Genomic DNA, 26,260 nt, shown 5'->3' on the forward strand with positions numbered 1-26,260 from the left:
CTTTCACGGCGGTAACAGGGGTTCGAATCCCCTATGGGATACCACTTTCTTGAGTGGTTGACTGCATAAGTTGACGATTCGATAGCGTTGAAGCAATAGCCTACTGGCTTCAATGAGTATTCACTCGATACAGAGTATAAGGTATCAACAGTGTCCCATTCGTCTAGAGGCCTAGGACACCGCCCTTTCACGGCGGTAACAGGGGTTCGAATCCCCTATGGGATACCACAACTTATTTTGATAAATTTTGAAATAAGACGTTGTGTTTGTTCAGGTTTTACTGTATAGTCACAATCAGTTTCGGGGCCTTAGCTCAGCTGGGAGAGCGCAACACTGGCAGTGTTGAGGTCAGCGGTTCGATCCCGCTAGGCTCCACCAAATAAGCGTTTAGTTACGCGGAAAAAACCACCCAATAGGGTGGTTTTTTTTCATCTGTCATTTATCTCTATCTTGCTTCTATCTGTTTGCTACGAATACTAAACCGCTGGCTCGGGCAAAGCGTATCTATTGCGTCTACACTGACAAACTAACCATCAGTGCATTTGAGCAACAGAGTGAGTCAGACAATGAAGACATTTCTTTTACTGCTGTTATTAGCATTTTCATCAGTGAGTTTCGCTGAGGAAACCACACCTTTGCCGTCCCATAAGATCGCCTATCCTCAAGGCTGGCACACCTGGTCGAGTATTGCTGTCTCCCATCGCACCGATAACAACACGGTGAGGGCGATCCTGGGTAACGAGATCGCCGTCAATGCCGCCCGCAGTGGTAAGCACTCGCCTTGGCCCGATGGTGTCATCTTGGCCAAGGTAGTGTGGAAGGCTGGTGAATTGAGCCATTGGCCGCAGGCGATAGGACCCAAGGCCTTCGTCCATGCCGAGTTTATGTTTAAAGACTCAGTAAAGTATGCTGATACCTATGGCTGGGGCTGGGCACGTTGGGTTGGCGAGGATCAGACACCCTTTGAGGGCGGCATGCAGGTCTGCATCAGCTGTCACACGCCGGTAAAAGACAATGATTGGGTCTTTACGGAACCGGCCTGGTTTCCGGCTAAGTGAAAGAGCCAGATAAAGTAAAAGTGAAAGACTATTTGTTTTTAGATCAAGTGTATATGAAAAACAGGGCAAGCTCTATGAACTAAGCCGTGCATCGACAGGCACCACGTGCTAACGGCGGCGATGCCTGTCGATGATTGATATGACTCGGTAATTAGGGCTACTCGACGCCGAGGAAACCACCGGTCTGATGGGCCCAGAGCTGAGCGTAGATCCCGCCCTGTTTGATCAGCTGCCGATGTGTGCCTTGCTCGACGATCTTGCCTTGATCCAACACGATCAACCTGTCCATGGCGGCAATGGTCGACAGGCGGTGGGCGATGGCAATCACCGTCTTGCCTTCCATCAACTGATAGAGACTCTCCTGAATGGCGGCCTCGATCTCCGAATCCAGCGCCGATGTGGCCTCGTCCAACAAGAGGATAGGTGCGTTCTTCAACAGCACGCGGGCGATGGCGATGCGCTGACGCTGACCGCCCGACAACTTCACTCCTCGTTCGCCCACCTGGGCATCCAAGCCATGATTGCCTTCGGGATCGCTAAGTCCTTGAATAAAATCGAAGGCCTGGGCCTGGCGGATGGCATTTTCCAGCTCTTCATCGCTCGCATCCGGCTTACCGTAACGTATGTTGTCGCGGATGGAGCGATGCAGCAGGGAGGTATCCTGAGTCACCATGCCTATGTTGGCCCGCAGGGAGTCTTGCGCCACCTCGCGAATGTTCTGTCCATCTATGGTGATGCAGCCTTGCTCCACATCGTGAAAGCGCATCAAGAGGTTAACCAGGGTGGACTTGCCGGCGCCCGAGCGTCCAACCAGCCCCACCTTTTCGCCTGGCTTGATCTTAAGGTCGAGATCTTCGATGACGCCGCTGGCCTCGCCATAGTGGAAACTGACGCGATTAAAGGCGATTTCACCTTGGGAGACGGTCAGCTGGCTGGCATTGTCGCTGTCTTGCACGCTGGTGGGACGTGACAGGGTATTCATGCCGTCGGCCACTGTACCTATGTTTTCAAACAGTGAGCTTATCTCCCACATGATCCATTGCGACATGCCGTTGAGCCTGAGGGACAGGCTGACCGCAACCGCGATAGCGCCTATGGAGATGGCGTTGTCGCGCCACAGCCAGATGGAGACGGCGGCAACGCTGAAGGCGAGTAAGTAATTAATCACCTGCACGCTGACGTTGATGCCGGTTACCAGACGCATCTGGCGATAAACCGTATCGAGAAAGCCTGTCATGCTCTCCTTGGCATACTGAGCCTCCTTCTGGGTGTGGGAAAACAGCTTCACAGTGGCGATGTTGGTGTAGCTGTCGACGATGCGTCCCGTCATGGTGGAGCGAGCGTCGGCCTGTTCAGTCGAGACCTGTTTCAGCTTAGGCAGGTAGTAAAATTGCAGCCCTACATAGATCATCAGCCAGACCAGCATGGGCAGCATCAGACGCAGGTCGGCATCGGCGATGATCACCAGCATGGAGAGGAAATAGACCAGAATATAGACCAAGACATCCAGCAGCTTAGTGACCGTCTCGCGCACCGCCAGTGAGGTTTGCATCACCTTGGTGGCGATGCGCCCGGCAAAATCGTTCTGATAGAAGGCGATGCTCTGTTTAAGCAGATATCGGTGGGCGAGCCAGCGGATCGACATGGGGTAGTTACCCAGGAGTCCCTGGTAGATCACCAGGGCGTGCAGCAACACCAGCACAGGGATCACCACGAGCACCAAGACGGCCATCAATAGTAACTTATCACCCTGCTCGGCAAACAAGGTCTCAGGGCTGTGGCTGGCGAGCAGATCCACCAGGTCGCCCATAAACGCAAACAGTGAGACCTCGAGGATCGCCAGCAGCGCGGTCAGTATTGACATCAAGGCCAGCGGCAGTTCGAAGCCGCGCGTGTAATGCCTGCAAAACTGGTAGATCCCGCGCGGCGGCTGCACCGCTTCTTGATCGGGTAGGGCGGAAACCCATGATTCGAAACGCTTAAACATTTAAGTCCTTATAAAATTTAGGCTTATTAGGATGATAGTCGATCTGATTGCTATCACTCATCATATAGCAGGCGTCATCCGAGTGCGATGAATTGTTGTGGCGATAGTTATTCTCACCATGAGTGCCGTTTTCCGCTAGTATCCAAACCCTGGCTGCATTAGAGTGGCCTTATCAAAGCAAAACGAGTCATCTTCAAGTGAGTCAGCAAACACCAGAGTTTAGTGCTGAAACCAGCAAAGCCGTTCAATTTGAGGCGCAGCATCCCAAGGCGGAACAGTATCGCATCGCGCGTCTGTCACGAGATGCCAGATTCGATGGCCTGTTCTTCGTCGGTGTCTTCTCCACCGGCATCTATTGTCGTCCTATCTGCCCGGCAGTGCCTGCCAAGGAGGCGAATGTCAGGTATTTCGACGATGCCCTGTCGGCTGCTCAGGCTGGCCTGAGACCCTGTCTGCGTTGTCGTCCCGACAGTGCGCCGGGCTCTAACCCCTGGCTTGGCAAGCAGACCAGCTTGAATCGCGCCATGAGCCTGATCGACGCCGGCGTCTTGTGCGGCCCCCAAGCTATCCCTATGACTGGGCTCGCCGAGCGATTAGGGATCAGCGAGCGTTATCTGAGGCAACTGTTTCACGACAGCCTGGGCACTTCGCCCAAGCAATATGCCCTGTATCAACAGTTGATGTTTGCCAAGCAGCTGTTGCATCAAACCAAGATGCCGATCACTCAGGTGGCCTTCGCCGCCGGTTTTAACAGCGTGAGGCGTTTCAACGAGGTTTTCCGTGAGCAGCTGCAGTTGACTCCGAGTGAGATCCGTAAGGCCACGGGCCAGCCATCGCTGCCAGTCCAGGGCCTGACACTCAAGCTTGCCTATCGCCCGCCCTATGATTGGCAACATCTGCGCAGCTTCTTTGCCCAGCGCGCCGTACCCGAGATGGAGTGGATCGATGAACACAGCTATGGCCGCAGCTTCGTGCTCGGCGCTGCTACGGGCTATTTCTGCGCTGTCCACAGCGAGCAAGAGGCCTGCTTTCATGTCACCATTCATCTCGCTGAAGCGGACTCTCTCAGCCTGCTCAAGGGGATCATCAGCCATATTCGTCGCATCCTGGATCTCGACGCCGACATGCTGACCATAGGCGATAAGCTGCAAGCGCTGGGTAAGGCTCTGCCTCAGGTATCACCTGGTCTGCGTCTGCCCGGCGTCTGGTCGCCTTTCGAGGCGGCTTGTCGCGCCATCTTAGGTCAGCAGGTGAGCGTGACCCAGGCGATCAAGCTCTTGGGGCAGCTGGTGGCCGATTATGGCGAGACGATTAGCCTAAATGATCGTCAGGTGCGTCTGTTCCCAAGCCCAGAGGCGCTCGTGAATGCCAGCCTGGATGGGCTTAAGATGCCGGGGATCAGAAAAGAGGCGATTCGGGCGCTTGCATGTTTTGTGGTGGCCAACCCTGAGGCAAACATAGACGACTGGCTGCAGATCAAGGGGATAGGCCCCTGGACCCTAGATTATGTGCGCCTGCGCGGGCAGAGCCTGCCGGACGTGCTACTCGTTGGGGACCTCGTGGTTAAACAACAACTGCTGGCGAATCTATCGCCCGAGCCGTCTAGTCGTGATGGTGAGCCTGCTGAAGACGAAGATCCTAAGGTGGCTAAAAAAAGGGCGCAGGCATACTATCAAGGGCTTAGCCAAGAGGTGCTACGGAAGGTTGCCCCCTGGGGCAGTTATCTCACCCTGCAGCTCTGGAATCAGCAGTGAGCAAAAGCGTCAGCGATAAACCTCAATATTGATTAAGGAACTAAAAATGAGTCAGATGAGCATAGAGGCTAAATATATTCCCTTAAATCGGGACGCTGGGTTAAGCGGCTATGATGCGCTCGCCGAGCGCATCATAGCGACTCCCCTGGGGAAGGTGAGCCTGGCGGCCAATCAGTTTGGTCTGTCGCACCTGAGCTTTCTGCCCGGGCAAGATGATGATTTTACCGCGCGGCAGGTGACGCTAATTGAATGTAACCAGGAAGCGCAGATTAAGGCTCAGGCGCACCTTGAGCAGGCTGAGGATGAGTTAGCGGCCTATTTCGCCGGTCAGCTTACCGCCTTTAATGTGGCCCTGGCGCCGGTAGGGACAACGTTTCAGCATCAGGTGTGGCAGGCGCTGCTCGCTCACCCCTTTGGCGCTGCGGCAAGCTACTCGGATATCGCTAGCGCGATAGATAATCCCAAGGCGGTGCGGGCGGTGGGCAGCGCTAACGGCGCCAACCGAATCGCCATCATCATTCCCTGTCATCGCATCATAGGCAAGGATGGGGCGTTGACAGGCTATGCCTATGGCCTAGCCATTAAGCAGCAGTTACTGGCATTAGAGGCTAAGGCTGTGGGTCGCCAGGCAGACGCAGAATAAAACCTAGCTCTTATCTCTTAAGGCAAGATTCTCAAGGCGAGAGTCTTGAGTTAAGAGAGTAGCGAAAGATGAGGTGTTTACCCGTAAATTTAGGTACAATGCGCGGCTCTATTTTGTACGGGTAGCTAAATTTAATGACACCATCTGATCAGGCTCCATCTGCTCCGAAACCGACTGCGCCATCGGACCTGCCACTGTCGACCACAGATTTTAATCAGTTAAACCTGGTTAAGGCGTTGCAAGCCAGGCTACATCATCTTGGTTATCAGCAGGCGACGCCGATTCAGGCCGAGGTAATCCCCGCGATATTAGCCGGTCGCGATCTGCTGGCCGGTGCCAAGACGGGCTCGGGTAAGACCGCCGCCTTCGCCTTGCCACTGTTGCAGAAACTGGTGGGCCAGAGAGCCTCCGGCGGCAATCATATCGGCGCCTTAGTGCTGGTGCCAACCCGCGAGCTTGCCCAGCAGGTTGCCGATAGCTTTACCAGCTACGGCGCCGAACTGGCGCCCAGAGCCAAGGTTGTCGCCGTCTTCGGTGGTGTCTCGGTCAATAGTCAGATGCTGGCCCTGCGAGGCGGCGCCGATATATTGGTGGCGACGCCGGGTCGTCTGCTGGATCTGCTTGGCAGCAATGCCGTTAAGCTCTCTCAGCTCAAGGTGCTGGTACTCGATGAAGCCGATCGCATGTTGAACCTGGGCTTTACCGAGGAGCTTGGTGAGATCCTCAAACAGTTACCCACTCAGAAACAGACTTTGCTGTTCTCCGCAACCTTTCCCGAAGAGGTGCTGAGTCTCACGGCCAAGCTGCTGAACGATCCCGTGGAGATCCAACTGCAGGAGGCGCAGAGCGCCGATATCGCCCAGCGCGTCTATACCGTCAATCGTAGTAACAAGACGGCTCTGCTGGCGGAGCTTATCAAGGTGCGTCAGTGGCGTCAGGTATTGGTGTTTGCCAGCGCCAAGCGCAGCTGCGATCACCTGGCGCAGAAGCTGGAGAAGCGCGGCATCACTGCTCAGGTATTCCATGGTGACAAGGCGCAGGGCGCCCGTAGCCGTGTGCTCGAAGGATTCAAGAGCGGTGAGATCACAGTGCTGATCGCTACCGATATCGCGGCGCGCGGTATCGACATCGACAAGCTACCCGTGGTGATCAACTTTGAGTTACCAAGAAGCCCCGCCGATTATCTGCATCGTATCGGTCGTAGCGGCCGCGCAGGTGAGCGCGGCGAGGCGATCTCCCTTATCAGCCACGACGAATATCATCACTTCAAGGTGATAGAGAAGAAGAACAAGTTGCGCCTGCCAAGGGAGCAGTATCCTGGTTTCGAGGCCGACGCTGAGGCGCCGGCCGATTGCCCATCACGTCAGGCGAAGCCTATGGCCAAACCCGAGGGCACGGGCAAGAAAAAGCGTAAAAAGTTACCCAAGATCAATGACGGGATCTGGAAGCGTCCCTCATAGTAGGGTGTTCAACTAACAGAGTGGAAGAGAGATGCAGCAGCTTTTTTGGTTAGTCGAAGGCCAGATCGCAGGTCGTTGTGGCCCCAACCTGGTGCCCTGGGAGCTAAGTGAACTCAAGGGACAAGGGGTCGGTGCCATACTGTCGGTTAATGGCGGCGATCTCTGCGAGCCCGATGAGATGGCACGGTTAGATTTACGCTACGCCTGTATTCCGCTGTCGGGCAACATTCCCCCCATGGAGGGCGACGAGGCGCACTGCGTGGCCCAGCTGCCCAAGGCGCTGGCCTTCATTCGCCAGTGTGAGGCCGATGGCCTGCCTGTGATGATCCACTGCCGCTCAGGCAAAGACAGAACCGGGCTCTTGATGGCCTATTATCTGATGGAGAATGGCGCCGCGCCGCTACATGCGGTCAGCCAGGTGAGAGCGGTGCGAGATATCGCCTTCAGTGCCGAGGGTTGGGATCAATTTGTCTACGACGTCTTGTACGCTTTACAGGAGTAAGCCTAACGCCTATGTTAGGCCTAGGCGCATAAATTCATGGTGTTAGGGCAAGTGATGAACCTCTCTGTGGTACGCAAAAGCATGATGCGATTGGCCTCGAATTTGATGACTCTGGCCTTGACCCTGAGCCTAGTGTCGGCCTGCAGCAGTTTACCGCCGCCCCAGCAACTTATCCCAAGCCACAAGCTGGCTGCCCCGACCGATTCTGGCCTCTATCGTTACCTCGAAGGCGACCTCAAGGCGCATCCAAACAAGACGGGCATACTGCCGCTTTCCTCCGGTGTCGATGCCTTCGTGGCGCGTTTGGCGATAGTGGATGCGGCGAGCCAAAGCATAGATCTGCAATATTATATCTACCACGACGATGAAACCGGCCGGTTGCTGATCTGGCATCTGATCGACGCCGCCGATCGTGGCGTGCGGGTGAGGGTATTGTTAGACGACCTCACCACCAAGACCCTAGACGATGGCCTGATATTGCTGGCCAGCCACCCCAATATCGAGATCCGCCTCTTTAATCCCTCCTATGAGCGCACCTTTCGCAGTTTCGCCATGTTGACCGGGTTTTCCCGCCTCAACCATAGAATGCACAACAAATCCCTCACGGTGGATAATCAGATCACCATAGTGGGCGGGCGCAACATAGGGAATGAATATTTCTCCAAGAACGATGATGTGGATTTTGGGGATTTCGACCTGCTCACCATAGGCGATGTGGTCGATGAGGTGTCCGAACAATTCGACCGTTACTGGAACAGCGAACAGGTGGAGAGCGTGATCAACCTGGTGCCGCCGGCGACCAGTGCGATGTATCAAGCGGCGGCTAAGACCATGGCCAGAAACAAACAGAACTTCCTCCATGACGAGTATCTCAATCGTCTGGAGCTGAGCGAGCTGCTGACACAGATCACCGGCAAGGGACTTTACTGGTATTGGGGCGACGCCCAGCTGCTCTATGACCCGCCACAGAAGGCGAACAGACAGGACCGGCAGGAGTGGTTGCTAACCGACTTAAGTCAGTTTCTGGCCAGGGCCCGCGAGGAGGCGCTGATCGTTTCGCCCTATTTTGTGCCCACCGAAGGCGGTTGTCAGGCCTTAATTGAGGCGGCCAAACAGGGCATTAAGATCACCATAGTCACCAACAGCCTGGCGGCCACAGATGTGTTGGCGGTGCATGCCGGCTACAAGGCTTATCGTGAGCGTCTGCTGGAAAATGGTATCGCCCTGTATGAGGTGAAGGTGGATATCAATAACCGTCCCAGCGCCTGGAAGGGCAGCTCGCGCACCAGCCTGCATGCCAAGACCTTTGTGCTCGACAGAAGCTCAGTGTTTGTCGGCTCCTTTAATTTCGACCCTAGATCGGCCTGGATCAACACCGAGATGGGGCTGATTGTCGACCAGCCCAGATTTGCCGGAGAGATGGTGGATGAGATCGAGGCGTCCCTTAAGCGCAGCAGCTATCGCTTAGGGCTGCAACAGGGAGAGTTGATCTGGCATGATGATTTAAACGGTAAAGTCTATTATGCCGACCCTGATGCCAGCTTCTGGCGGCGTTTCATGGCCGACTTCATCGGTTTGCTGCCCATAGAGTCACAATTGTAGGGGTAATTTATCGGGGCATGAGCATCGTCAATTTAATCTGGCTATGCTAGGGTTAAACTTATCGCTAATTAAGCATTTATGTGTCGGTAAGAATATGAAAAGTAAGGCGAGCCAATCTCAAGGCCTATTATTGTTCCGCTTGTCCCATACTCAGTTGTTTGCCCTCGGCACGCTCAAGATCCGTGAACTGGTTCCTTTCTCTAAACTCAGCGCCATCCCTCAGTCTCATCCCGCTATTCTGGGCGCCGCGACGGTGAGGGGTCACACCATTCCCATCATCGACATGGCCTCGGCCGTGGGCTATGCGCCTATCACAGAGCAGGAGTTCGCCAACGCCTATATCATCATCACAGACTGCCAGCGCATGGTGATGGGCTTTCTGGTGCGCAGTATAGATAAGATCATCGAGTGCAACTGGCGTGATATCGAGTCGCCGCCGGATAACCTAGGTAAGAACGCCTTCCTGACCGGGGTGACCCGGGTCGATGACAAGCTGGTGCAGCTGCTGGATGTGGAGCTCTTGCTGTCGAAGATATTCCCCACCAGTCCGGAAAGCACCCGGGCAATACTGACAGATGTGCAGCGGGAGATCTTAAAACCGCTCAATATCCTGCTGGTGGACGATTCCATGGTGGCACGCAAGCAGCTCAGTGACGCGCTCGATAGCATCAATATTCCCTATCTGGTCACCTCGGACGGTCGGGAGGCGCTCTCTATCATGGAGGAGGCCGCGAAGGAGGGAAGACCCGTGGATCTCCTGGTGAGCGACATCGAGATGCCGGGACTCGACGGCTATGAGCTGGCGTTCGAGGTGAAGAACACACCTGCCTTAGCCGACGCCTACATCATACTGCACACCTCGCTGTCGAGTGAGATCAGCGTGAGCCAGGCCCATCAGGTGGGTGCCAACGAGGCGCTGACCAAGTTCGATGCCCACGAGTTGATCGAGGCCATGCTCAGGGGCGCCAAGCGGCATCAGGCGAGTTAAAAATTAGATTTTTGTTATCTTTATGATGCTAGTGGGTAATAACTAAAGCGAAATCGAGCGGTTTGCTAGACAAGACGGGGGAGTTTCTATAAAACACAGGATGAAGGAAGTTTAACCTTGGGCCGGATCCTGTGTTTGATGTCAGCTTTTACTCTCATCCCTGGTACTTTTAGGCCGTAGTGGCCAAGCGGTATCGTGACGAGAGACGATAAATACCATAAAGAAAGCTGTTCTGCTCAGCGAACGTTGAAGGCGATGAGCAAAGGTTAAATTCAATTAATTATAATGATAGGTCAATCAATGAATCAAAATCGTTCCTTATTTGCCAAGTTGGCAGATGGCAGCTTAGTGCTGCAAATTATCTTGGGGATCATTGCCGGGGTTGCCCTGGCGAGTTTTTCACCTTCCTCGGCAGGGAGTGTTGCCTTCTTAGGGGATCTGTTTGTCGGCGCGTTAAAGGCGATCGCGCCTATTTTGGTATTTATTCTGGTGGCGGCCTCGATTGCCAATCAGAAGAAAAATACCAAGACCAATATGCGACCTATCATAGTGCTCTATCTCTTTGGCACCTTTGCGGCGGCCATTACCGCTGTGACCATGAGCTTCCTCTTCCCCACCACTCTGGTGCTGGTAAGCGGCGCCCAAGGCGCGACGCCACCGGAGGGAATAGGTGAGGTACTCAATACCTTACTCTTCAAGGTGGTGGATAATCCGGTCAATGCCCTAATGACAGGTAACTACATCGGCATCTTGGCCTGGGGTATAGGCCTGGGCATCGCCCTGCATCACGCCTCAGAGAACACCAAGACGGTATTTGCCGATGTGAGCCATGGGGTATCGCAGATGGTGCGCTTCGTGATCCGTCTGGCCCCTATCGGTATCTTCGGCCTAGTGGCTAACACCTTCGCGGCCACAGGCTTCGAGGCGATTGCCGGCTATGCCAAGCTGCTTGCGGTACTCCTGGGCTCCATGTTAATCATCGCCCTGGTGATCAACCCGCTTATCGTCTGGTTTAAAATCCGCCGCAACCCTTATCCTCTGGTGTTAACCTGTTTAAGAGAGAGCGGCGTGACCGCCTTCTTTACCCGCTCGAGCGCGGCAAACATTCCGGTCAACATGGCCCTGTGCGAGAAGCTCGACCTGCATGAAGACACCTACTCAGTGTCTATCCCACTGGGCGCGACCATCAACATGGCGGGCGCGGCGATCACTATTACCGTGTTGACCCTTGCCGCCGTGCATACCGAAGGGATCCAGGTCGATATCCTGACCGCTATCTTGCTGAGCGTTGTGGCGGCGGTATCTGCCTGTGGTGCCTCTGGCGTCGCCGGTGGCTCGCTGCTGCTTATTCCGCTGGCCTGTAGCCTGTTTGGTATCTCTAACGATGTCGCCATGCAAGTGGTGGCCGTGGGCTTCATCATAGGGGTGATTCAAGACTCGGCGGAGACGGCGCTTAACAGCTCGACCGACGTGCTCTTCACCGCGGCGGCTTGCGAGGCGGCCGAGCGTCAGGTGGAGATATAAGCCAGCGTTAGCCTGAGTGACAAGTTTTCGAATTGAAAAGGAGCCGATTGGCTCCTTTTTTGTGCCCGGTTTTTATAACAGGATTTCGTGACTAGATTTCGTGCTGTTACTTTGTGCCTGGATTTGTGTTTGGGCTATTTAGCCCTCGTGGCATGAGCCGAAGCGGCCGATAAGGTTTAGAGAGTGATGGCTTTGGCCTGTTGAAAAAATTTTGCATTACACTTTACTTAAATAATGCATTAAAAGTGATTTAGATCGCGTTTTTATTTCCGCTCTAGGTTACAATTTCACATAAAGGAGGCGACAGGTTGGTTTAACTTGTTGGTTTATAGTTGCTTTTTTACAATGTTTTAACATTTGCGATAATTTAGAGGTTAAATAAATATGAGTTCTGAGCTTAGGGTAATGTTAGGCAATGCCAGTGCGAATGGTTCACAGTCATTACTTCAAGTTATCGAAATGTCGGTTGTTGAAAAGCGAAAACGTTTACGTTGGCAGGAGCAAGATATGGAAGCACGCGAAATTATTGGCCAGTGGATAGATGAGCGCCCCTCTCTGGGCGACAAGATCACCCTTTATCGTCAAGGCGAAAAGCTGTTTCTAGAGACCTGGTATAACGACGGTTGCCATAGCTTAGATGAGATGCAGGCAACGCAGCTCGATAACGGCCTCAAGCTAGAAGACTTAGGTGGCAACCTGTTTGGTGAGTATTTCCTCCTATCTCACGACAATAACCTGCAATTTTGCAACAGCAACGAATGCTTCTATACCGCTAAACGCGCGGCATAAGGGTTAAAAGAAAGGCGCCAGATAGGCGCCTTTTTTGTGTCATGGCGATAAGCCGCAATCTGCACGGCTATCTAGCCTAGAAGGGATGAAGACTCGAGAAACTCAGCCTGGTCTGTTTGTAAGGATGAGTGATGCTTAGGTGCTCGGCGTGCAGGTGTAGACGCGGCGCGGCGGCGATAATGGCGTCGTCGCCATAGAAGTCATCACCCAGTATGGTGTGGCCTAGGGCCTTCATGTGTAACCTGAGCTGGTGGGTCCGGCCGGTGATCGGCTTGAGCTTCACTAGGGTACTGTTGCTGCGTCGCTCCAGCACCTCAAAATAGGTGGTCGCTGCCTTGCCATCGCTGGCAATCATCTGCAGCGGCGGCTGCTCACTGTCTGGCTTCATCGCCAATTCTATCTTACCCCTGTCCTGGCTCATTAGACCCGCGACCTCGGCCACATAATATTTCTCTGTGGTGCGATTTTGAAACTGGGTCTTGAGGTGAGACTCGGCCTTCTTGTTGAGGGCGAACACCATAATGCCAGAGGTGGCGCAGTCTAGCCTGTGCACCAGGATGGCCTCGGGAAATCGCTGTAACAGGCGGTTGATGGCGCAATCATGGGTCTCCTCGGCGCGGCCGGGATTGGACAACAGGCCTGATGGCTTATTGATGATAATGATGTCGCGATCTTGATAGCGAATGTCGAGCCAGGGAATAGCCGGGGGCTGATAACTAAAAATTTTCATCGTCTCTCCTCGGCGGCGATACTAACAAAGAATGCCTGCCGTGCCTATCCTATGAGCCCCTCTTTGCGCCTTGACTGCAACTTTAGTGGCGGTTTAAACAGCCCTTTACAGGAGCGGTTAGTTGAATTTTCTTAAGCTTTGTCACAGGCAGGCCGAGTTTGGTTATCATAGGTCAATTCAAACGAACAAAAATGGTTTGGCCGAGGCCGAGGCAGAGAATAAGATGGAAAACGATAATACAGCGAAGCAAGGTTATTGGATTGGCGAGGCGGGTAAGCCATGGGGTGAGGCGGAAAAGACGCAGTGGCGCGCCGCGCAGCAGAAGAAGCGCTCCTACGAGCTGGAGGTGCTGAGCAAGTTCAGCCAGGTCTGCGAGACCTTCGAGGCGCAGCAGTATGGCGAGCTGAACTATGATGAGGGGCTATATCCACTTTATGGTTTTAAATCACGCGACTGGGACCAGGCTAAGCCGACCATTCTGGTCACCGGCGGTGTACATGGCTACGAGACCAGTGGCGTGCAGGGAGCGCTACGTTTTTTAATCGCCAAGGCAAGTGAGTACAGCCAAGATTTCAATATCCTGGTAGCCCCCTGTGTCAGCCCCTGGGGTTACGAGACCATCAATCGCTGGAACCCTGAGGCGATTGACCCTAACCGCTCTTTCTATGCCGATAGCCCGGCTCAGGAGTCCCGCGCGCTGATGCAGTGGGTGGCGAGTTTCAACCAGCCGCTGATGGCGCACATAGATCTGCACGAGACCACTGACACTGACAACAGCGAGTTTCGCCCGGCTCTGGCGGCCAGAGACGCCAAGGTACAGACCAACTGGAATATCCCCGACGGCTTCTACTTGGTGGGCGATAGCGAAAATCCCAACGATGAGATGCAGGCGGCCATCATCGAGGCCGTGGCTAAGGTCACCCATATCGCCCCCGCCGACGAGCAGGGACGATTAATAGGCGAGCCCATCACTCAGTTTGGGGTGATCAACTATGCGACCAAGGCGCTGGGCCTGTGCTGTGGTTTCAGCGATGCCAGATACAACACCACCACAGAGGTCTATCCCGACAGTCCGTTGGTGGACGATGAAAACTGCATTCTGGCACAGGTGATGGCGGTAAGCTCGGCGCTGGATTATATCCGCAGCCTGGGCTGAGCTAGACCCTCACCCGAGTGAGCCCCAGCGCCGCTGTATTGATGGTCGAGGGCTTAACGGGCGAGGGCGCCGGTGAGAATGACCCCGGCGACAAAGATAAAGAGCAATCCGGTCAACAGGTTGATCATTGGGGTTGCTCTTTTCATTTTGAGCTGCATCTTGGGATGAGATAGCACCAGAGCGATCAGGCTAAACCACCCCAGAGAGAGGGCGAACATCATGGCGGTGGCGGCCACTTTAGTGCTTAGGGTTACCTCTGGGGTGATCAGGGTCGAGAACAGTGTGATAAAAAACACCAGCGCCTTGGGGTTGAGTAGGTTAGTCGACACGCCCTGCATGAAGCCCTGTGCCGCGCCGAGACCGCGCCCCGTGATGCTTGCCGCATTCAGATGGGCCTCATCGCGCCAGTGGGCGATGGCGGCGCGTATGGCGCCAATGCCCATCCAGCCCAGGTAGCTGGCGCCAATCAACTGCACCGCCATGAAGAGGTTGGGTGAGCCCTTGATGAGCAGGCTAACCCCGGTAAGGCTCAGGAGGGTGTGCAGCGTGATGGCTACCGCCAGTCCCAGCGCGGCGGCGACAGCCGTACGTCTGTGCTCCTGGGCGGCCAGCCTGACCACCAGGGCGAAATCCGGGCCTGGGCTTGCCAGGGCGACCGTGTGTATGACGGCCAAAGAGAAAAGCAGTTGCAGCTGTAATTCCATCGGTATTTAATTCTCGTTCGTTAGCGTTAAGCAGATGTCGCCATAGTAATCCTATCCGCGGCGCCGGGATTGTAAAATATTGCGCGTTTGCTTTTAGGCCAGATGTTTTTGCCTGTGGGCTAACCTATCAGGGCGTGACCCGTTTCTGAAAATGGGCCGGGGTGATCAAAAACGCCCGCTTGAACGCCTTGTTGAAATGGCTCTGATCGAAGAACCCTAAGTCATAGGCGGTGCTGATGGCGCTGTCGCCCCGCATCAGCGCCTTCTTGGCATATTCCAGGCGCAGGCGCTTCAGGTAGGCGTGGGGTGTCATGCCGGTGGCCGCCTTGAATTGACGCAAGAATTGAAACTTACTCAGGCCGATGGAGAGCGCCAGCTGCTCCAGCTCGAACTCCTGATCCAGTCCTTGATGGAACTGCTGCTTGATGTTGTCGAGCTGGGCGCCGCTCAATCTGGCCTGGCTACTCGGCAGATTACGTAGCTTACCATGGCGATAAAACAGCTCGCTGATAAAACCAAGCAGTAGCGTCTCCGCCTCCAGCGGCGTGATGTTGGCCTGATGTAGAGTAAGCTGTCTGTGCAGGTGGATGAAATAGGCCCTCAGCTTAGGGTCGTCTAGGATAGGCGTGCTGAAGTAGAGCTCGCCCTGGTTGAGCGCCTCGCCAACCTGCTGCACATAGCTGGTGGGCAGAGACATCACTAAGGCCTCGTAGCCGTTATCGGCGATGCTCTGGCCGTTATGGCTCTCGTCCGGGTTGAGGGTGGATATGTTGCCCGGCGTCAGGCGGTACTCGCTGCCTCTGTGATGGTAGCGTTGGCCGCCATGGCTGACCACGCCTATGTGGTAGTCCAGATGCACATGTTTCTCGAAGGCAAAATGGGTAAACTGCGCGCGGCTCAGCTCCATCTCTTTCAAGATGCTCGCCTGCCAATAATCGATTCTCTCTACCGCGCTTGTTGCCATCATCCCGTTTCGCTTGACTCCTGACCGGACCGTCCGATCGTCTGATTAGCCAGTGTAGATCAGGGCGTTTTCCCCTGACTAGTAAATAATTGCAGCCTCTCGGCCCATTTATTGGATTGGGGCGAGCTTAGGTCGTGAATTTCCCGATAAATTGGCTCATAATGGTCAGCTTAGAATCATGCTGACAGTTAACCTAAGTGGAGTCGGACCAGTGAAAGGACAGATCATACGTGAAATGAAGGTGCAGCCGCATATTGAGGTGGAATATGAGGTGCAAAGACGTATCGCCTTTATCAAAGCAAAGCTCAAAGAGGCGCGCGCCACCAGTTTAGTGCTGGGGATCAGCGGTGGGGTAGACTCCTCACTGGCGGGTCGTCTGTGCCAGCTGGCGGTGGATGAGCTGAATAGCGAAGGCGAGTATGAAGGCAGCTATCAGTTTATCGCGGTGAGACTGCCCTTTAAGGTGCAAAAGGATGAAGATGAGGCGCAGATGGCCTGTCAGTTCATTCAGCCCAGCAAGCTGGTGACGGTCAACATAGGTGAAGGTGTCGAAGGGATCCATCATCAAACCCTGGCGGGACTTGAAGTGGCCGGCGTCATCTCTCACCCTCACAGCAATGTCGACTTTGTGAAGGGTAACGTCAAGGCCAGAATGCGTATGATCGCCCAGTATGAGATTGCCGGCCTGACTGGTGGCCTGGTGGTGGGCACAGACCACAGTGCCGAGAACATCACCGGCTTCTACACCAAGTGGGGCGACGGTGCCTGCGATCTGGCGCCGCTGTTTGGCCTGAGCAAGCGTCAGGTGCGTCAGCTTGCCGCTGCGCTGGGTGCGCCAGACGTGCTGGTGAACAAGGCGCCGACGGCGGATCTTGAGTGTGACAAGCCACAGCTCGAAGATGAGGTCGCCTTGGGCCTGACCTATGATCAGATTGATGATTTCCTCGAAGGCAAATCGGTAGACGCCGCGGTAGAGGCGCGCTTGATCGCCATCTACAACGCGACCCAACATAAGCGTAAGCCTATCCCGACGTTATACGACTAGCGCCAGCATGACTTATCTAGCTGAATGAGTCGCAGGAAATTGAATCGATAAAGGCGCCTCGGGCGCCTTTTTCTTTGGTGAGATTCGCTCGACCTAATGCAAACCCCTTGCTTATCTCGTTGAGTGCTAAGGGTTGGGTTATCTGGTGAGCGATTCGCGAAGCTCGCGCAACCCCTCTATCAGGGCATTGGGGCACTGGCGATAATCCAGATAGGGCAGCAGGTAGATCTGACTGTTGTTCTCTCGCTGGTGTGTAAAGGTCTTGGGCTCACTTAAAGGTGTTAAGCCCAGCTTGATGGCGCTTTGCTGGCCGCACACATAATGTTCCTTTGCCATGGGTGACAGGGCATCGGCGCCGAAACGTATCTGCTCGTCGGCTTTTAATAGCCTTTTCATGTAGCCGCGCCAGTCTTCATCCGGTGCGCTGAGCTTGGCCATGATCACTAAGATCTTGCGCCAGTTGTTGCCATTGAGGGCGATCAGCTCATCTAGGCTGTCTGGCGTATCAAGCTGCCAGTCGTCGGCTAGTTGAGGAGGCGTAGGCAGATAAAAGCAACGTTTGGCACCATCTTGTCCTAAGGGCTTCACATTATCAGACATATTCTTCATTCCTTGGGCTTTGGGGCTGGAGTTTACGCAATAAAGCCGTGTATGTTAATGATTAACGGACTTGGCGCTCGTTAGCGCACACAGGGAGCCTAGCGGTTATTCGTCATGAAAACATTGCTCATCCACTCGACTAAACATCTTACCATCGCCGTCACCTATGCCTGTCTCGGCATCACTATGGCCGCGCTCGCCTTTGGGATCTGGTTTTTAAATGCCCGTCCCGACCTGTCCATCTGGCATTCGACCATGCTCGAACATCAGTTTCGCCTAGATAGCGAGGTCAAGGATTTCCCCGCCTATCAGGCTTTAGAGGCCAAGCTGTTCGAAGAAGTAGAGCAAAAGATCTATCGTCGCACCCAAGGACTAGAGCAGCCGCTCAATCGTTATTGGCATGGCAGCTTTGCCGACCCAGATAATTGGCCCCAGGCCTGGAATCGCAGTTATGAGTGGGCCAATCCTGATGCCGAGTTTGGCGTCTTGCTGCTGCATGGCATGTCAGACTCACCCTATGCCTTGTCTCACTTTGCCGAGCATTTCAGGACGCGCGCCCACCTGCTGGGGCTAAGATTACCGGGCCACGGCACCATTCCCTCTGGCCTGGTAGAGCTCAAGTGGCAGGAGATGGCCAGGGCCGTTGAGCTGGCGAGCAAACATCTTAGCCGGCAGCTGGTTGATAAACCCATCTATGTGGTGGCCTTCTCGACGGGGGCGGCGCTGGCGTTAAACCATGAGCTTGAGCAGCTAAGCCTGGGGCAGGGGCTTAGCTATCGCGGCATGATCTTCCTCTCGCCGGCCATAGGTCTGTCACCCGTGGCGGCCGGTGCCAAGTGGCAAGACAGGTTAGGGCGTATGCTGGGGCTGGAAAAGCTGAGCTGGAATTCGATTCAAACCGAGTACGATCCCTTTAAATACAACTCCTTTGCGGTCAATGCCGGCGATGTTGTCTATCAACTGGCCGAGCGCAATCAACAGCTGATACAGACGCTGCCCGAGGAGAAGTTGTCGGCACTTGCCGATATCCTGACCTTTCAGTCGGTGGCCGATGGCACTGTCTCGACCCAGGCGGTGGTGAGCGATCTCTATGGGCGCCTGCCCGCAAAGCAACATCAGTTGGTGCTGTTTGACATCAACCGTCAGCCCCTGAGCCTCGCCTTAGTCGCTAACGACCCGCTGGCCGCCTTGCTGCCCGCTCTCGGTTTGGATGCGCCCAGGTTTGATCTCACCCTAGTGCAAAATCGCAATGCTGAGTTGCAGCAACAGCCGCTATCAGCGCAGAAAGCGGCGTTAAGGCGTTTTGATGAGGTGGAGGCCAATCGATATCGGCCAGGTTATGAGGCTAGCCATCAGCCATTAGGGCTGGCTTGGCCCAAGGGGATCTACTCGCTCTCCCATGTGGCGCTGCCTTATCCGGCGAGTGACAGCCTGTATGGTACGGCGTTTGAGAAGGGCAGACACAGGGTGCAGATTGGCGCCGCGGCCGCCCGAGGGGAGCGCGGCGTGCTTGGGGTCTCGGCAGGTGAGGTGCTGCGGCAGAAATGGAACCCCTTCTTTCCCTATGTGCTAGACAGGGTCGATAGGTTTATCGATGCGCGCCAAGGGGCGCTAAGCCGCTAAGCCGGTATGCGATTAAGTCATTAAGCCAATCGCCACTAAGCTAGTCTAGTTCGATGCGGGGCTAAGCCCTGTGAGTTAAAGGCTGGCCATTAAAGTCTATTAGTTAAAGCCTGGCGGCTTGTCGCCGATGTTAGCTGAACTGATCGTCGGCCGATAGCAGCGAACAGACCACGCGATTTCGGCCATTTTCCTTAGCCTCGTAGAGGTTAAGGTCGGCCATCTTGAACCAATGATCTATGTCGCTCATATAGCCGGCATTGCTGATCACCGCGCCTATGCTAATGGTCATGCCGATCGCTTGCCGGCCCGGTACCTCAATCTGATAGGCTGCGACCTGCTCTCTAAACTGGTTCAGGTGTTGCTCTACCTGCAGGGCGTTGCATTGGGGCAGCACGAGCAAGAACTCTTCACCGCCATAGCGAGAAACGATATCCGTGTCTCGCTTAAAGAACTGCTGCATTAGCTCGGCCAGGGCAACCAGGGCTTTATCGCCCATCTGATGGCCATAGGTGTCGTTGATCTTCTTAAAGTGGTCGATATCTATGATGCAGAACGCCAATGCCGCATAGCTGCGCTTGCACATGTCGTGAATATTGGCGAAATGGTTTTCCACATAGCGCCTATTGTAGAGGTGTGTCAATTCGTCACGCTCCGCCAGCGCCTGGAGTTTAAGGTTGGCATCTTCCAGTTCTACCGTGCGTAGGGCCACTTTCTCTTCCAGCTCCAGCTGATAGCTGATCAGCTCCTGTTTACTCTTCTGAATGCTGCTGGAGAGGGCGTAGATCTCCTTGGGGGTGGTGTCAGACATCACCTCATCTTGATGTTGGGTCATGCCCCACTGGCTAAACTTCTTGGCGATGGTCTCTAGTGGTTGGGTCAGACGGTAACTGATCACCTTGATCAGTAATATGGTGATGATAAAGGCGACAAACAGCAGGCTAAAGGTAGTCAGGTATTGCTGCTCCACTTGCTTTATCAGTGGCTCGAAAGGCATCACTACATAGAGTGACCAGCCGTTTTTCAGCACATATTTAGTGTAGGCAAACTCGGGGCTTAGGCTGTCGAGCTTGCGAAAATTGATCATGTTCAGGCTGGTGCGGTAGCGCTGCCCCGAAGTAGCTACCTTAAGTGGCGTCAAGGGAGCCAGTTGTAGCGATTCCGAGGCGTATATCACCAAGTCATTCTCGTCGGTGAGTACCATGGCCTGCTCATGATATTCACGGTTGCGTTCATCTATGCTGGCAAACTTGGTCAGGTTTAATGAGCCTTCGATGATCCCTATGGGCGTGACGTGGTTGTCTCTGGAATAAATCGGCGCACTGATGGCGACGATGGGATCTGAGCCAAAGCCCCGGCCGAGGAAGGCTGGAGAGATAAAGGTCAGCTGATTGTAAAAGGCTTCCTGAAAATAGTGTCTGTCGCGGATGCTGAGGTCTTTGTTCTTAACCACATCCTTGTCCAGTCTAGAGATAGGGCTGGCGGCAGAGATGAGCGCCTCATCATCGGCGATCAGCATAGAGATAAAAAACGGGTAGCTCTGGTGCAATTTAGATAACAGGCTCTGCCACTGGGCCGAATCATAGTTAGACAGGCTCAACCAGCGCGCCGCATTATCTATGGCACTGATATGCCCCTGAATAAAGCTCTCGGTGGCCTTGCCAAGGTGCGCCGCCGAGTCTTCCAGGTTGAGTTTTACATCCTTTTGCTGCTGCTCAATGGAGTTGTTGTTGAAGATCAGCGCCGAGACTAACAGCACCAAGGTCATTACCTGGGTAAAGGTGTAGGTGAGCTGGGCGTTGAAACTCTTACGCTTTTGGTTAATCAGCTTGCCTTGAATATGCAGATGATTAGGTAACATGGTGACGCAGATGGCTCCGATCGCCGTATAGAGCATGCCGTTGATCCCCTGCTTGAGGGTGATAAAGGTCATGTAGCTGTTTGGCATCTGAAACACCAGGTTGGCGTACAGATAGAAGAGCGGCATGCCGAGCAGCAGCCAGAAGGTGATATCGGCATACAGGGTATAAAATTCCTTGCGCCGGGCATAGCCCAGCCACAGCGCCTCTAAGGGAAAGAGCAGATACATGTGCCAGCTGTCCCAGGCGAGGTGGAGGCCGGTGGCGCACAGCAGGGAGGTTAATAGGGCATACCAGGGGCCGAGGAAGATGGCCACGATCACGAAGAAGAGGTTACCAATGATCAGCTGTTGGTTACCAAAAAGGGGAATAGGTGCCAGGTTAACCAGCAAGCCGAGTAAACCCAGTAGCACGGCAAACCCAAGGTGATTCTTATTGATCAATTACATTCTTCCCTAATCTTTCATTGACGACGCAGATGACGCAAAAAATGCTTACAGAACTGCCACAGCGAATGCTGTCTGCCCGAGCCCCGAATAGGCTTTATCGGCCGCATTCAGGGCTATTTTCTAGGCCTGTATCGATACTGACACGCTTAAATAGGAGTGTAAGGGAATCCCCAGTTAAATGCTAACCAAATGTTTCTTATCACTCTTTTGTGGTTGAAGATGTTGCTTGTTCGCGTTAGGGAACGCTTTTATGCTACTCGGTATAGGTGAGATATACAGTAGTTGAGCCCCGGTAATTTGGCTTCAGTTAAAGCGTAGACTTCTGGATCGAAGTAGGCAGCAATAGGTTCTATGCAGCCATCCATCGGTGGTACCGACGATATGCCAGCCGCGCCAGTCGCGGTGTCTGCTCGTCCTTATATAGGTTTATCGGCAGAAGGTGGCCTGAGCGTTCTTTTGATAATTACAGACTTTCTGATGGAGAGGTAGCCTGTTCCTTACCCTCAGTTATTCTGGCACCAATGTCTTCCATTAAGTCCTTGAGTATATTTTGTGGTTGAAAATCGTTGAAATTCTCTAGCAAGGACAATGCATTAGTTAAGTAAGGCAATGCATAAGTTGGTGAGTTGGATTCTTTTGAATATTCTAGACACAAAAAAGCGAACAGCTTGATTTGAATTTCTAATCTCTTGCCGATTTTCTGAACAGGATTTTTAGTTGTCGCACGAAATAAATGTCTCAACTGCTGGTGGCGGTTTTGAACTATTGATTCGTTATTTAAGATTGCTCTGAAGGTGGTATTGAGTCCATCGCCTATATGAACAGAATTTGAAAGACATTCATTGATGATGTCAAGTTGCGCGCTTAACATGCCACGTAACTCATTCAACTTTGCTTCTTGCTTTAAGTGAGCGACCTGCGCTTCCATTGCTTGCCGACTCAAAGCGGTTTCTTCTTTGGTCTCTTTCAGTTCTTGCCGGGTCAAGGCTAGCTCTTGCCGTGACAGGGATAGCTCATCGCGTTGCATTTTAAGTGACCAGATCAGTAGGCCAACAGTAGCAAATCCTAGAACTGGGTTAAGCACTCCCCCAACATAGTCACCGAAAGCGCCAAAGTCAGCTTGATTACCCCAGCTACCGCTGAAGTTCATGAAATAGAGCGCAAGAATACATGCACCTAGTAGGGCAAGCAGAATGATTAACCACTTAAATGAGAAGTCTTTGTCCACATCGGGTCTGATTTGCTGTTGGATAGCGTCTTGCTCTTGCTTTGAGTGATTGGTTGTCATGTGCCTTCCATGGGGGGACAAAATGTATGAACATGATTCTACGATGCAGATTAGAGGATATCAAAACCTAAAAAGCCTCTGTTGTAATTAAGCCGCGCCTACTTCGTATATTATGGCAAAAGGAATTTATCGATTTAAGGGAGTTTTAACGAGTTTTAAACTCGCTTCATGGTAAAGTAAATGGGCCTGATAGGTATTATGAGGAAGCAAAATGATAGGCATAGAAAAGTTGTATAACAGCGCTTGGAAAAAAATTTTAATTTTTGTCATTGTGTTTGTCTTGGTGGCTTGCTTATTTCACTTTATAAAATCTTTACAACCGTTTTTAAAAACATTGGTTGAACTCGGTCAAGTGTTGACTGCGTTAGCAGCTTTTATTGGTGCATATGCAGCATTTAGAGGTGTTGATAGTTGGCGAAGACAATTATACAGTGCAGCCAGACTTACAAAATTAACCGACTTTAATAAGCAATTACTTACTTATGAAGAAAAGCTTAATTCTGCTGCCGAACTATTACACATCTCGTTGCTTAAGGTTTATCTTGGTAAAAAAGAAAATGTTGCAGAGAGCACAATAGATTTTCTAGAACGAAAAGAGAGCCAGTTGATAGGCATCATTGATAGTTTGAGAGCTGAAGCTCGAATTATTGATAAGTTATGTATGGTAGATGGCTCTGAAACAAAAGCCCAGATGTTGAGTGAGCTTGTTAGAATACTATCAAGCAAGACAAATAAATATTTAAAATGTCGAGATTACACAAAGCTGAAAGAGTACAGTGAAGAGCTATTTCAGTATTTGGGTTCTATAAAAGATATTGTCGCCAAGTACGAACAAGGTATTAATTAATCCCTTAACCTTCCCAATTCACTAGCCAAGCCTCCATACTCAGAATGGGCACCTCAATGTAACTGAGAGTGCTTTTTATGTCTGTTAAATCTAAACCCAAAGCCTTGGCGATTGGCTTTGCCCCCTCAGCTAATTTACTTAATTATCGATGAAGGGTAGCCTTGCCAAGGCGAAGGTTTATTAAGCCGGCTTAACCATATCCAGATTTAAGGCGTGGATGGCACGTTGCTATTGAGGCAAAGGAATGTGGAAACAGCAAATCCCAGACAGCAAAAAGCCAGCTTTTCAGCTGGCTTTTTTGAATTTGGTCGGTATGAGAGGATTCGAACCTCCGACCCCTGACACCCCATGACAGTGCGCTACCGGGCTGCGCTACATACCGATTTTATCCAAAGCAGCAAAGACTTGGGGTCTGCTTCGAACAGGCAGAACTTTATCAAGTCGTTTGCCCCTGTGCAAGTGTTTCAGCCGTGGAGCCTGATCGACTGGCTAGTTTATAGTCGCTAGCGACTCACTACCCTAATGGTTATAGAAGCGTCGTCCTTCGCGCATCACCTGGATAAGCTCGGGGGCGCTGATCTTCTTGTTGCGCAGACGCTGGCTATAGTCGCGGTTATAGATACGGTATTTGCCGTGTCTATCGATCACAGTGATCTCATCTTCCTGGTAGATACCAAACACCAGATTGTCGCCGATATAGGTCCAGTTCTCGCTTTGGGGCTGCAGTATGTTGCGCCCGGCGCTGTAGTCGCTCGGCTTGTTGGTGCAGTCGAGCAGCTGAGTCATCAGGGTCGGCACCACGCCGTAGTGGCTGCTGGGGTAAGTGACTGTCTTGTCATACTCCATGCCGGGCCAGTGGATGATCAAAGGCACATGCACGTTGGCCGGTGACAGGTTGCCACGCTGGTTGTCGTTGTCGCCGGTAAAGACCTTGCCCGAGACGCCGGTGACCATCACGAAGGTGCTGTCGGGCAGGCGCTCGATAAGCCGCTGTAGCTGCTTGTCGATGAAGTTGAGCGACTGGCGATATTGGTTAAACAGTACCTTCTGCGCCGGTTTGAGTGGCGTGGCGGGTTTGACCGTCTCGATACCCAGGAAGCCGATAGGGGTATCGTAGCTGTCCGGGCTCTGCAGGTTGAGCAGGGCAAACCAAGGTTTCTCCTGCTGCATGCGCCACTGGTCGAAGCTGTCTATGGATTGAATATCGGCATCGGCCACGCCATTGGTCAGCGGCTGCAGGTGGGAGGTCAGGTCCTGATAGATGGCCTGGGGCTGAATAGTGCTTGTCTCGGGGGCGAAGCGTGCCAGGGTATAGCCCTGTTTGGCCAGCTCCTGGGTGAACACGGGTGAGCGATAGCTAAGATCGTCGGCGGCGATATAGCTGCCCTGCAAGCCATAGAGCAGGGAGAACATGCCGCTGTTGTGCATATTGCCGCCACTCAGGTGCTGCTTAAATTCGTGGTTGTGTTTGCCGTATTCATAGAGGAACGGCATGGTGTCCTTGTTGACCAGATCGGCCCTGAAGCCGTCGATGGCGACCATCAATATGTTGATCTCAGGGTTGGCGCTGCACTGCAGCGGCGAGATCGGGTAGTTGAGGCTAGGTTGTAACTTGCTCGGGTCCTGAGGCTTGTCGCTCTTCTCTATGCCGTGGCTCTCCATGAAGGAGCGAGCGGTGGCGGGATAAGAGAGTGGGTAGGCATCATCCAGGCGGGTGATCTCCGTGATGTCGGCGGCATCGGCCCAGATATGGATCAGGTGGCTGCTGACGAAACACAGGCCGATCACTAAGACCACCTTAGGGCCGTAGTTAGACTTACGGATCTTCTCTATCCGCTTCCACAGGAAGTTGGCGGCAGTCAGCTCGAGGATGATGATCCCCAGCGGCGTCACTATATAGGAGGTGCCCTGCAACAGGGCGTTGAGATCGGCCCAGGCAATGTCGAATACAAATGGACTAAGGTGCAGACCGTAGTCGTCGTAAATTAGGGTGTCATACAGCAAGATACACAGGCCAAGGGTGGCGGCAAAGGCCGCGAGCCCGCGCAATATCTTGGAGTAGGGCAGCAGTAGGGTGATGGGAAACAGCACCACCAGATAGACGATGAAGGCGAGGAAGCTAAAGTGGCCCAGGGTGCTGATGGCCAGATAACCCCAGCCAATCCAAGACTCGGGCGCGCCCACGGTTTCAATATAACGGACGCCGACTATCATCGCCAAGAAGCCGTTGAAGAAGGCAAACCAATGCCCCCAACTGACTAAGCGTGACACACGATCACGGCCCATCTCTTTTTTACGCTCGATCATAGGGATCCGTTATTTGTTGAAATACTTGTCTATCTTAATTTTTTTTAAGGCGGATTGGCCAGTTTTTTGCGAACAAAAACCGCTTTTTTAGCCGTTAGTGTTAGCTTTTTACCGACTGGGTCAGCGCCTTGGCAAACTGCTCGGCCACTTGGGCGCGCGCTTCTTCAGGCACCTTGCGCAGCAGCAGATCTGTCACACAGTTGCCCAGCACCATGAGGCTGAGGTCGGTCGGCGCCTGGTGCTTGTCGAGTACTGCCAGGATCTCGGCGATAACGGCTTCGACCTGGGCGTTTGAATATTTAGATTGGATAGCCATATTTAAAAATTTTTTCACTTTAATTTGAAATAGCGGCATATAATAACGGATTTCTACCAACATCACTA

General features: G+C 53.2%; 22 protein-coding genes and 3 tRNA genes. 15 read left to right on the top strand and 10 right to left on the bottom strand.

From position 1 onward, the window contains the following. Window positions 1-152 precede the first annotated feature (152 nt). From L2731_RS08635 to L2731_RS08645, 3 genes are all read left to right on the top strand, one after another. Window positions 153-228: transfer RNA gene (locus L2731_RS08635), tRNA-Glu, on the top strand. Between the two features lie 74 nt (window positions 229-302). After that, window positions 303-378 (top strand) — tRNA-Ala (locus L2731_RS08640). Window positions 379-566: 188 nt separating this feature from the next. Beyond that, window positions 567-1,058 (top strand): cytochrome P460 family protein, encoded by a 492-nt coding sequence (locus tag L2731_RS08645; RefSeq protein ID WP_239850115.1) that lies wholly within the window; start codon window positions 567-569, stop codon window positions 1,056-1,058. 157 nt (window positions 1,059-1,215) lie between these two features. Here the strand turns inward: L2731_RS08645 and L2731_RS08650 are convergent, their stop codons facing one another. Then, window positions 1,216-3,045: an ABC transporter ATP-binding protein gene (locus tag L2731_RS08650; protein ID WP_249252711.1), complete on the bottom strand. Its 1,830-nt coding sequence runs from the start codon at window positions 3,043-3,045 to the stop codon at window positions 1,216-1,218. 197 nt (window positions 3,046-3,242) lie between these two features. Here L2731_RS08650 and L2731_RS08655 point away from each other — a divergent pair, with 197 nt between their 5' ends. The 8 genes from L2731_RS08655 to L2731_RS08690 all read left to right on the top strand — a co-directional run bounded on the left by L2731_RS08655 (window position 3,243) and on the right by L2731_RS08690 (window position 12,307). Further along, window positions 3,243-4,799 carry a DNA-3-methyladenine glycosylase 2 family protein gene (locus L2731_RS08655; protein ID WP_249252713.1) on the top strand — a complete coding sequence of 519 codons (1,557 nt, stop codon included), beginning with the start codon at window positions 3,243-3,245 and terminating at the stop codon, window positions 4,797-4,799. Between the two features lie 46 nt (window positions 4,800-4,845). After that, complete coding sequence (locus L2731_RS08660; protein ID WP_249252714.1) at window positions 4,846-5,442, top strand: methylated-DNA--[protein]-cysteine S-methyltransferase; 597 nt, start codon at window positions 4,846-4,848, stop codon at window positions 5,440-5,442. Window positions 5,443-5,576: 134 nt separating this feature from the next. After that, on the top strand, window positions 5,577-6,902 hold the full coding sequence (locus L2731_RS08665; RefSeq protein ID WP_239850118.1) for a DEAD/DEAH box helicase: 1,326 nt from the start codon (window positions 5,577-5,579) through the stop codon (window positions 6,900-6,902). A gap of 31 nt (window positions 6,903-6,933) precedes the next feature. After that, window positions 6,934-7,404, top strand: a complete 471-nt coding sequence (locus L2731_RS08670) for a dual specificity protein phosphatase family protein (protein WP_041511740.1) — start codon at window positions 6,934-6,936, stop codon at window positions 7,402-7,404. Between the two features lie 36 nt (window positions 7,405-7,440). Beyond that, a complete protein-coding gene (locus tag L2731_RS08675) occupies window positions 7,441-9,006 on the top strand; it encodes a phospholipase D family protein (RefSeq protein ID WP_249252715.1) in 1,566 nt (521 codons plus the stop codon). Between the two features lie 94 nt (window positions 9,007-9,100). Beyond that, window positions 9,101-9,994, top strand: coding sequence for a chemotaxis protein CheV (locus L2731_RS08680; protein WP_249252716.1), 894 nt, complete (start codon window positions 9,101-9,103; stop codon window positions 9,992-9,994). A 300-nt stretch (window positions 9,995-10,294) separates the two neighbouring features. Continuing rightward, window positions 10,295-11,518 carry a serine/threonine transporter SstT gene (gene sstT, locus L2731_RS08685; protein ID WP_041511737.1) on the top strand — a complete coding sequence of 408 codons (1,224 nt, stop codon included), beginning with the start codon at window positions 10,295-10,297 and terminating at the stop codon, window positions 11,516-11,518. A 384-nt stretch (window positions 11,519-11,902) separates the two neighbouring features. After that, window positions 11,903-12,307 (top strand): hypothetical protein, encoded by a 405-nt coding sequence (locus tag L2731_RS08690; RefSeq protein WP_239850122.1) that lies wholly within the window; start codon window positions 11,903-11,905, stop codon window positions 12,305-12,307. 76 nt (window positions 12,308-12,383) lie between these two features. Here the strand turns inward: L2731_RS08690 and L2731_RS08695 are convergent, their stop codons facing one another. Continuing rightward, the gene (locus L2731_RS08695; protein ID WP_239886230.1) at window positions 12,384-13,037 is read right to left on the bottom strand and encodes an RluA family pseudouridine synthase; all 654 of its coding nucleotides are present in this window, start codon (window positions 13,035-13,037) and stop codon (window positions 12,384-12,386) included. Window positions 13,038-13,260: 223 nt separating this feature from the next. Between L2731_RS08695 and L2731_RS08700 the strand changes: the two genes are divergently transcribed. Next, on the top strand, window positions 13,261-14,193 hold the full coding sequence (locus L2731_RS08700) for a M14 family metallopeptidase (RefSeq protein ID WP_249252943.1): 933 nt from the start codon (window positions 13,261-13,263) through the stop codon (window positions 14,191-14,193). Window positions 14,194-14,246: 53 nt separating this feature from the next. Here the strand turns inward: L2731_RS08700 and L2731_RS08705 are convergent, their stop codons facing one another. Together L2731_RS08705 and L2731_RS08710 are read right to left on the bottom strand one after the other, a co-directional pair. Next, complete coding sequence (locus L2731_RS08705; RefSeq protein ID WP_249252717.1) at window positions 14,247-14,897, bottom strand: LysE family translocator; 651 nt, start codon at window positions 14,895-14,897, stop codon at window positions 14,247-14,249. A 127-nt stretch (window positions 14,898-15,024) separates the two neighbouring features. Next, window positions 15,025-15,864, bottom strand: coding sequence for an AraC family transcriptional regulator (locus tag L2731_RS08710; RefSeq protein WP_239850125.1), 840 nt, complete (start codon window positions 15,862-15,864; stop codon window positions 15,025-15,027). A gap of 208 nt (window positions 15,865-16,072) precedes the next feature. On the opposite strand from L2731_RS08710, the gene nadE reads away from it, so the two are divergent. After that, window positions 16,073-16,906: an NAD(+) synthase gene (gene nadE / locus L2731_RS08715; RefSeq protein WP_345773695.1), complete on the top strand. Its 834-nt coding sequence runs from the start codon at window positions 16,073-16,075 to the stop codon at window positions 16,904-16,906. A gap of 138 nt (window positions 16,907-17,044) precedes the next feature. Here the strand turns inward: nadE and L2731_RS08720 are convergent, their stop codons facing one another. Then, a complete protein-coding gene (locus L2731_RS08720) occupies window positions 17,045-17,506 on the bottom strand; it encodes a DUF6942 family protein (protein WP_249252718.1) in 462 nt (153 codons plus the stop codon). Between the two features lie 114 nt (window positions 17,507-17,620). Between L2731_RS08720 and L2731_RS08725 the strand changes: the two genes are divergently transcribed. Then, on the top strand, window positions 17,621-19,129 hold the full coding sequence (locus tag L2731_RS08725) for an alpha/beta hydrolase (protein ID WP_249252719.1): 1,509 nt from the start codon (window positions 17,621-17,623) through the stop codon (window positions 19,127-19,129). Between the two features lie 130 nt (window positions 19,130-19,259). On the opposite strand, the gene L2731_RS08730 is transcribed toward L2731_RS08725, so the two are convergent. Together L2731_RS08730 and L2731_RS08735 are read right to left on the bottom strand one after the other, a co-directional pair. Continuing rightward, window positions 19,260-21,428, bottom strand: coding sequence for a sensor domain-containing diguanylate cyclase (locus L2731_RS08730; protein ID WP_249252721.1), 2,169 nt, complete (start codon window positions 21,426-21,428; stop codon window positions 19,260-19,262). Window positions 21,429-21,897: 469 nt separating this feature from the next. Continuing rightward, window positions 21,898-22,722 (bottom strand): hypothetical protein, encoded by an 825-nt coding sequence (locus L2731_RS08735; protein WP_249252723.1) that lies wholly within the window; start codon window positions 22,720-22,722, stop codon window positions 21,898-21,900. 211 nt (window positions 22,723-22,933) lie between these two features. Here L2731_RS08735 and L2731_RS08740 point away from each other — a divergent pair, with 211 nt between their 5' ends. Further along, on the top strand, window positions 22,934-23,569 hold the full coding sequence (locus L2731_RS08740; protein ID WP_249252724.1) for a hypothetical protein: 636 nt from the start codon (window positions 22,934-22,936) through the stop codon (window positions 23,567-23,569). Window positions 23,570-23,874: 305 nt separating this feature from the next. Here the strand turns inward: L2731_RS08740 and L2731_RS08745 are convergent. From L2731_RS08745 to L2731_RS08755, 3 genes are all read right to left on the bottom strand, one after another. Next, window positions 23,875-23,951 (bottom strand) — tRNA-Pro (locus L2731_RS08745). Between the two features lie 137 nt (window positions 23,952-24,088). Beyond that, window positions 24,089-25,876, bottom strand: a complete 1,788-nt coding sequence (locus L2731_RS08750) for a DUF3413 domain-containing protein (protein ID WP_249252725.1) — start codon at window positions 25,874-25,876, stop codon at window positions 24,089-24,091. 100 nt (window positions 25,877-25,976) lie between these two features. Next, window positions 25,977-26,192, bottom strand: coding sequence for a YejL family protein (locus L2731_RS08755; RefSeq protein ID WP_011865270.1), 216 nt, complete (start codon window positions 26,190-26,192; stop codon window positions 25,977-25,979). Window positions 26,193-26,260: the final 68 nt, after the last annotated feature.

Origin of the sequence: Shewanella aquimarina (assembly GCF_023349185.1) — a bacterium.
In the GTDB taxonomy this organism is placed as follows: domain Bacteria; phylum Pseudomonadota; class Gammaproteobacteria; order Enterobacterales; family Shewanellaceae; genus Shewanella; species Shewanella aquimarina.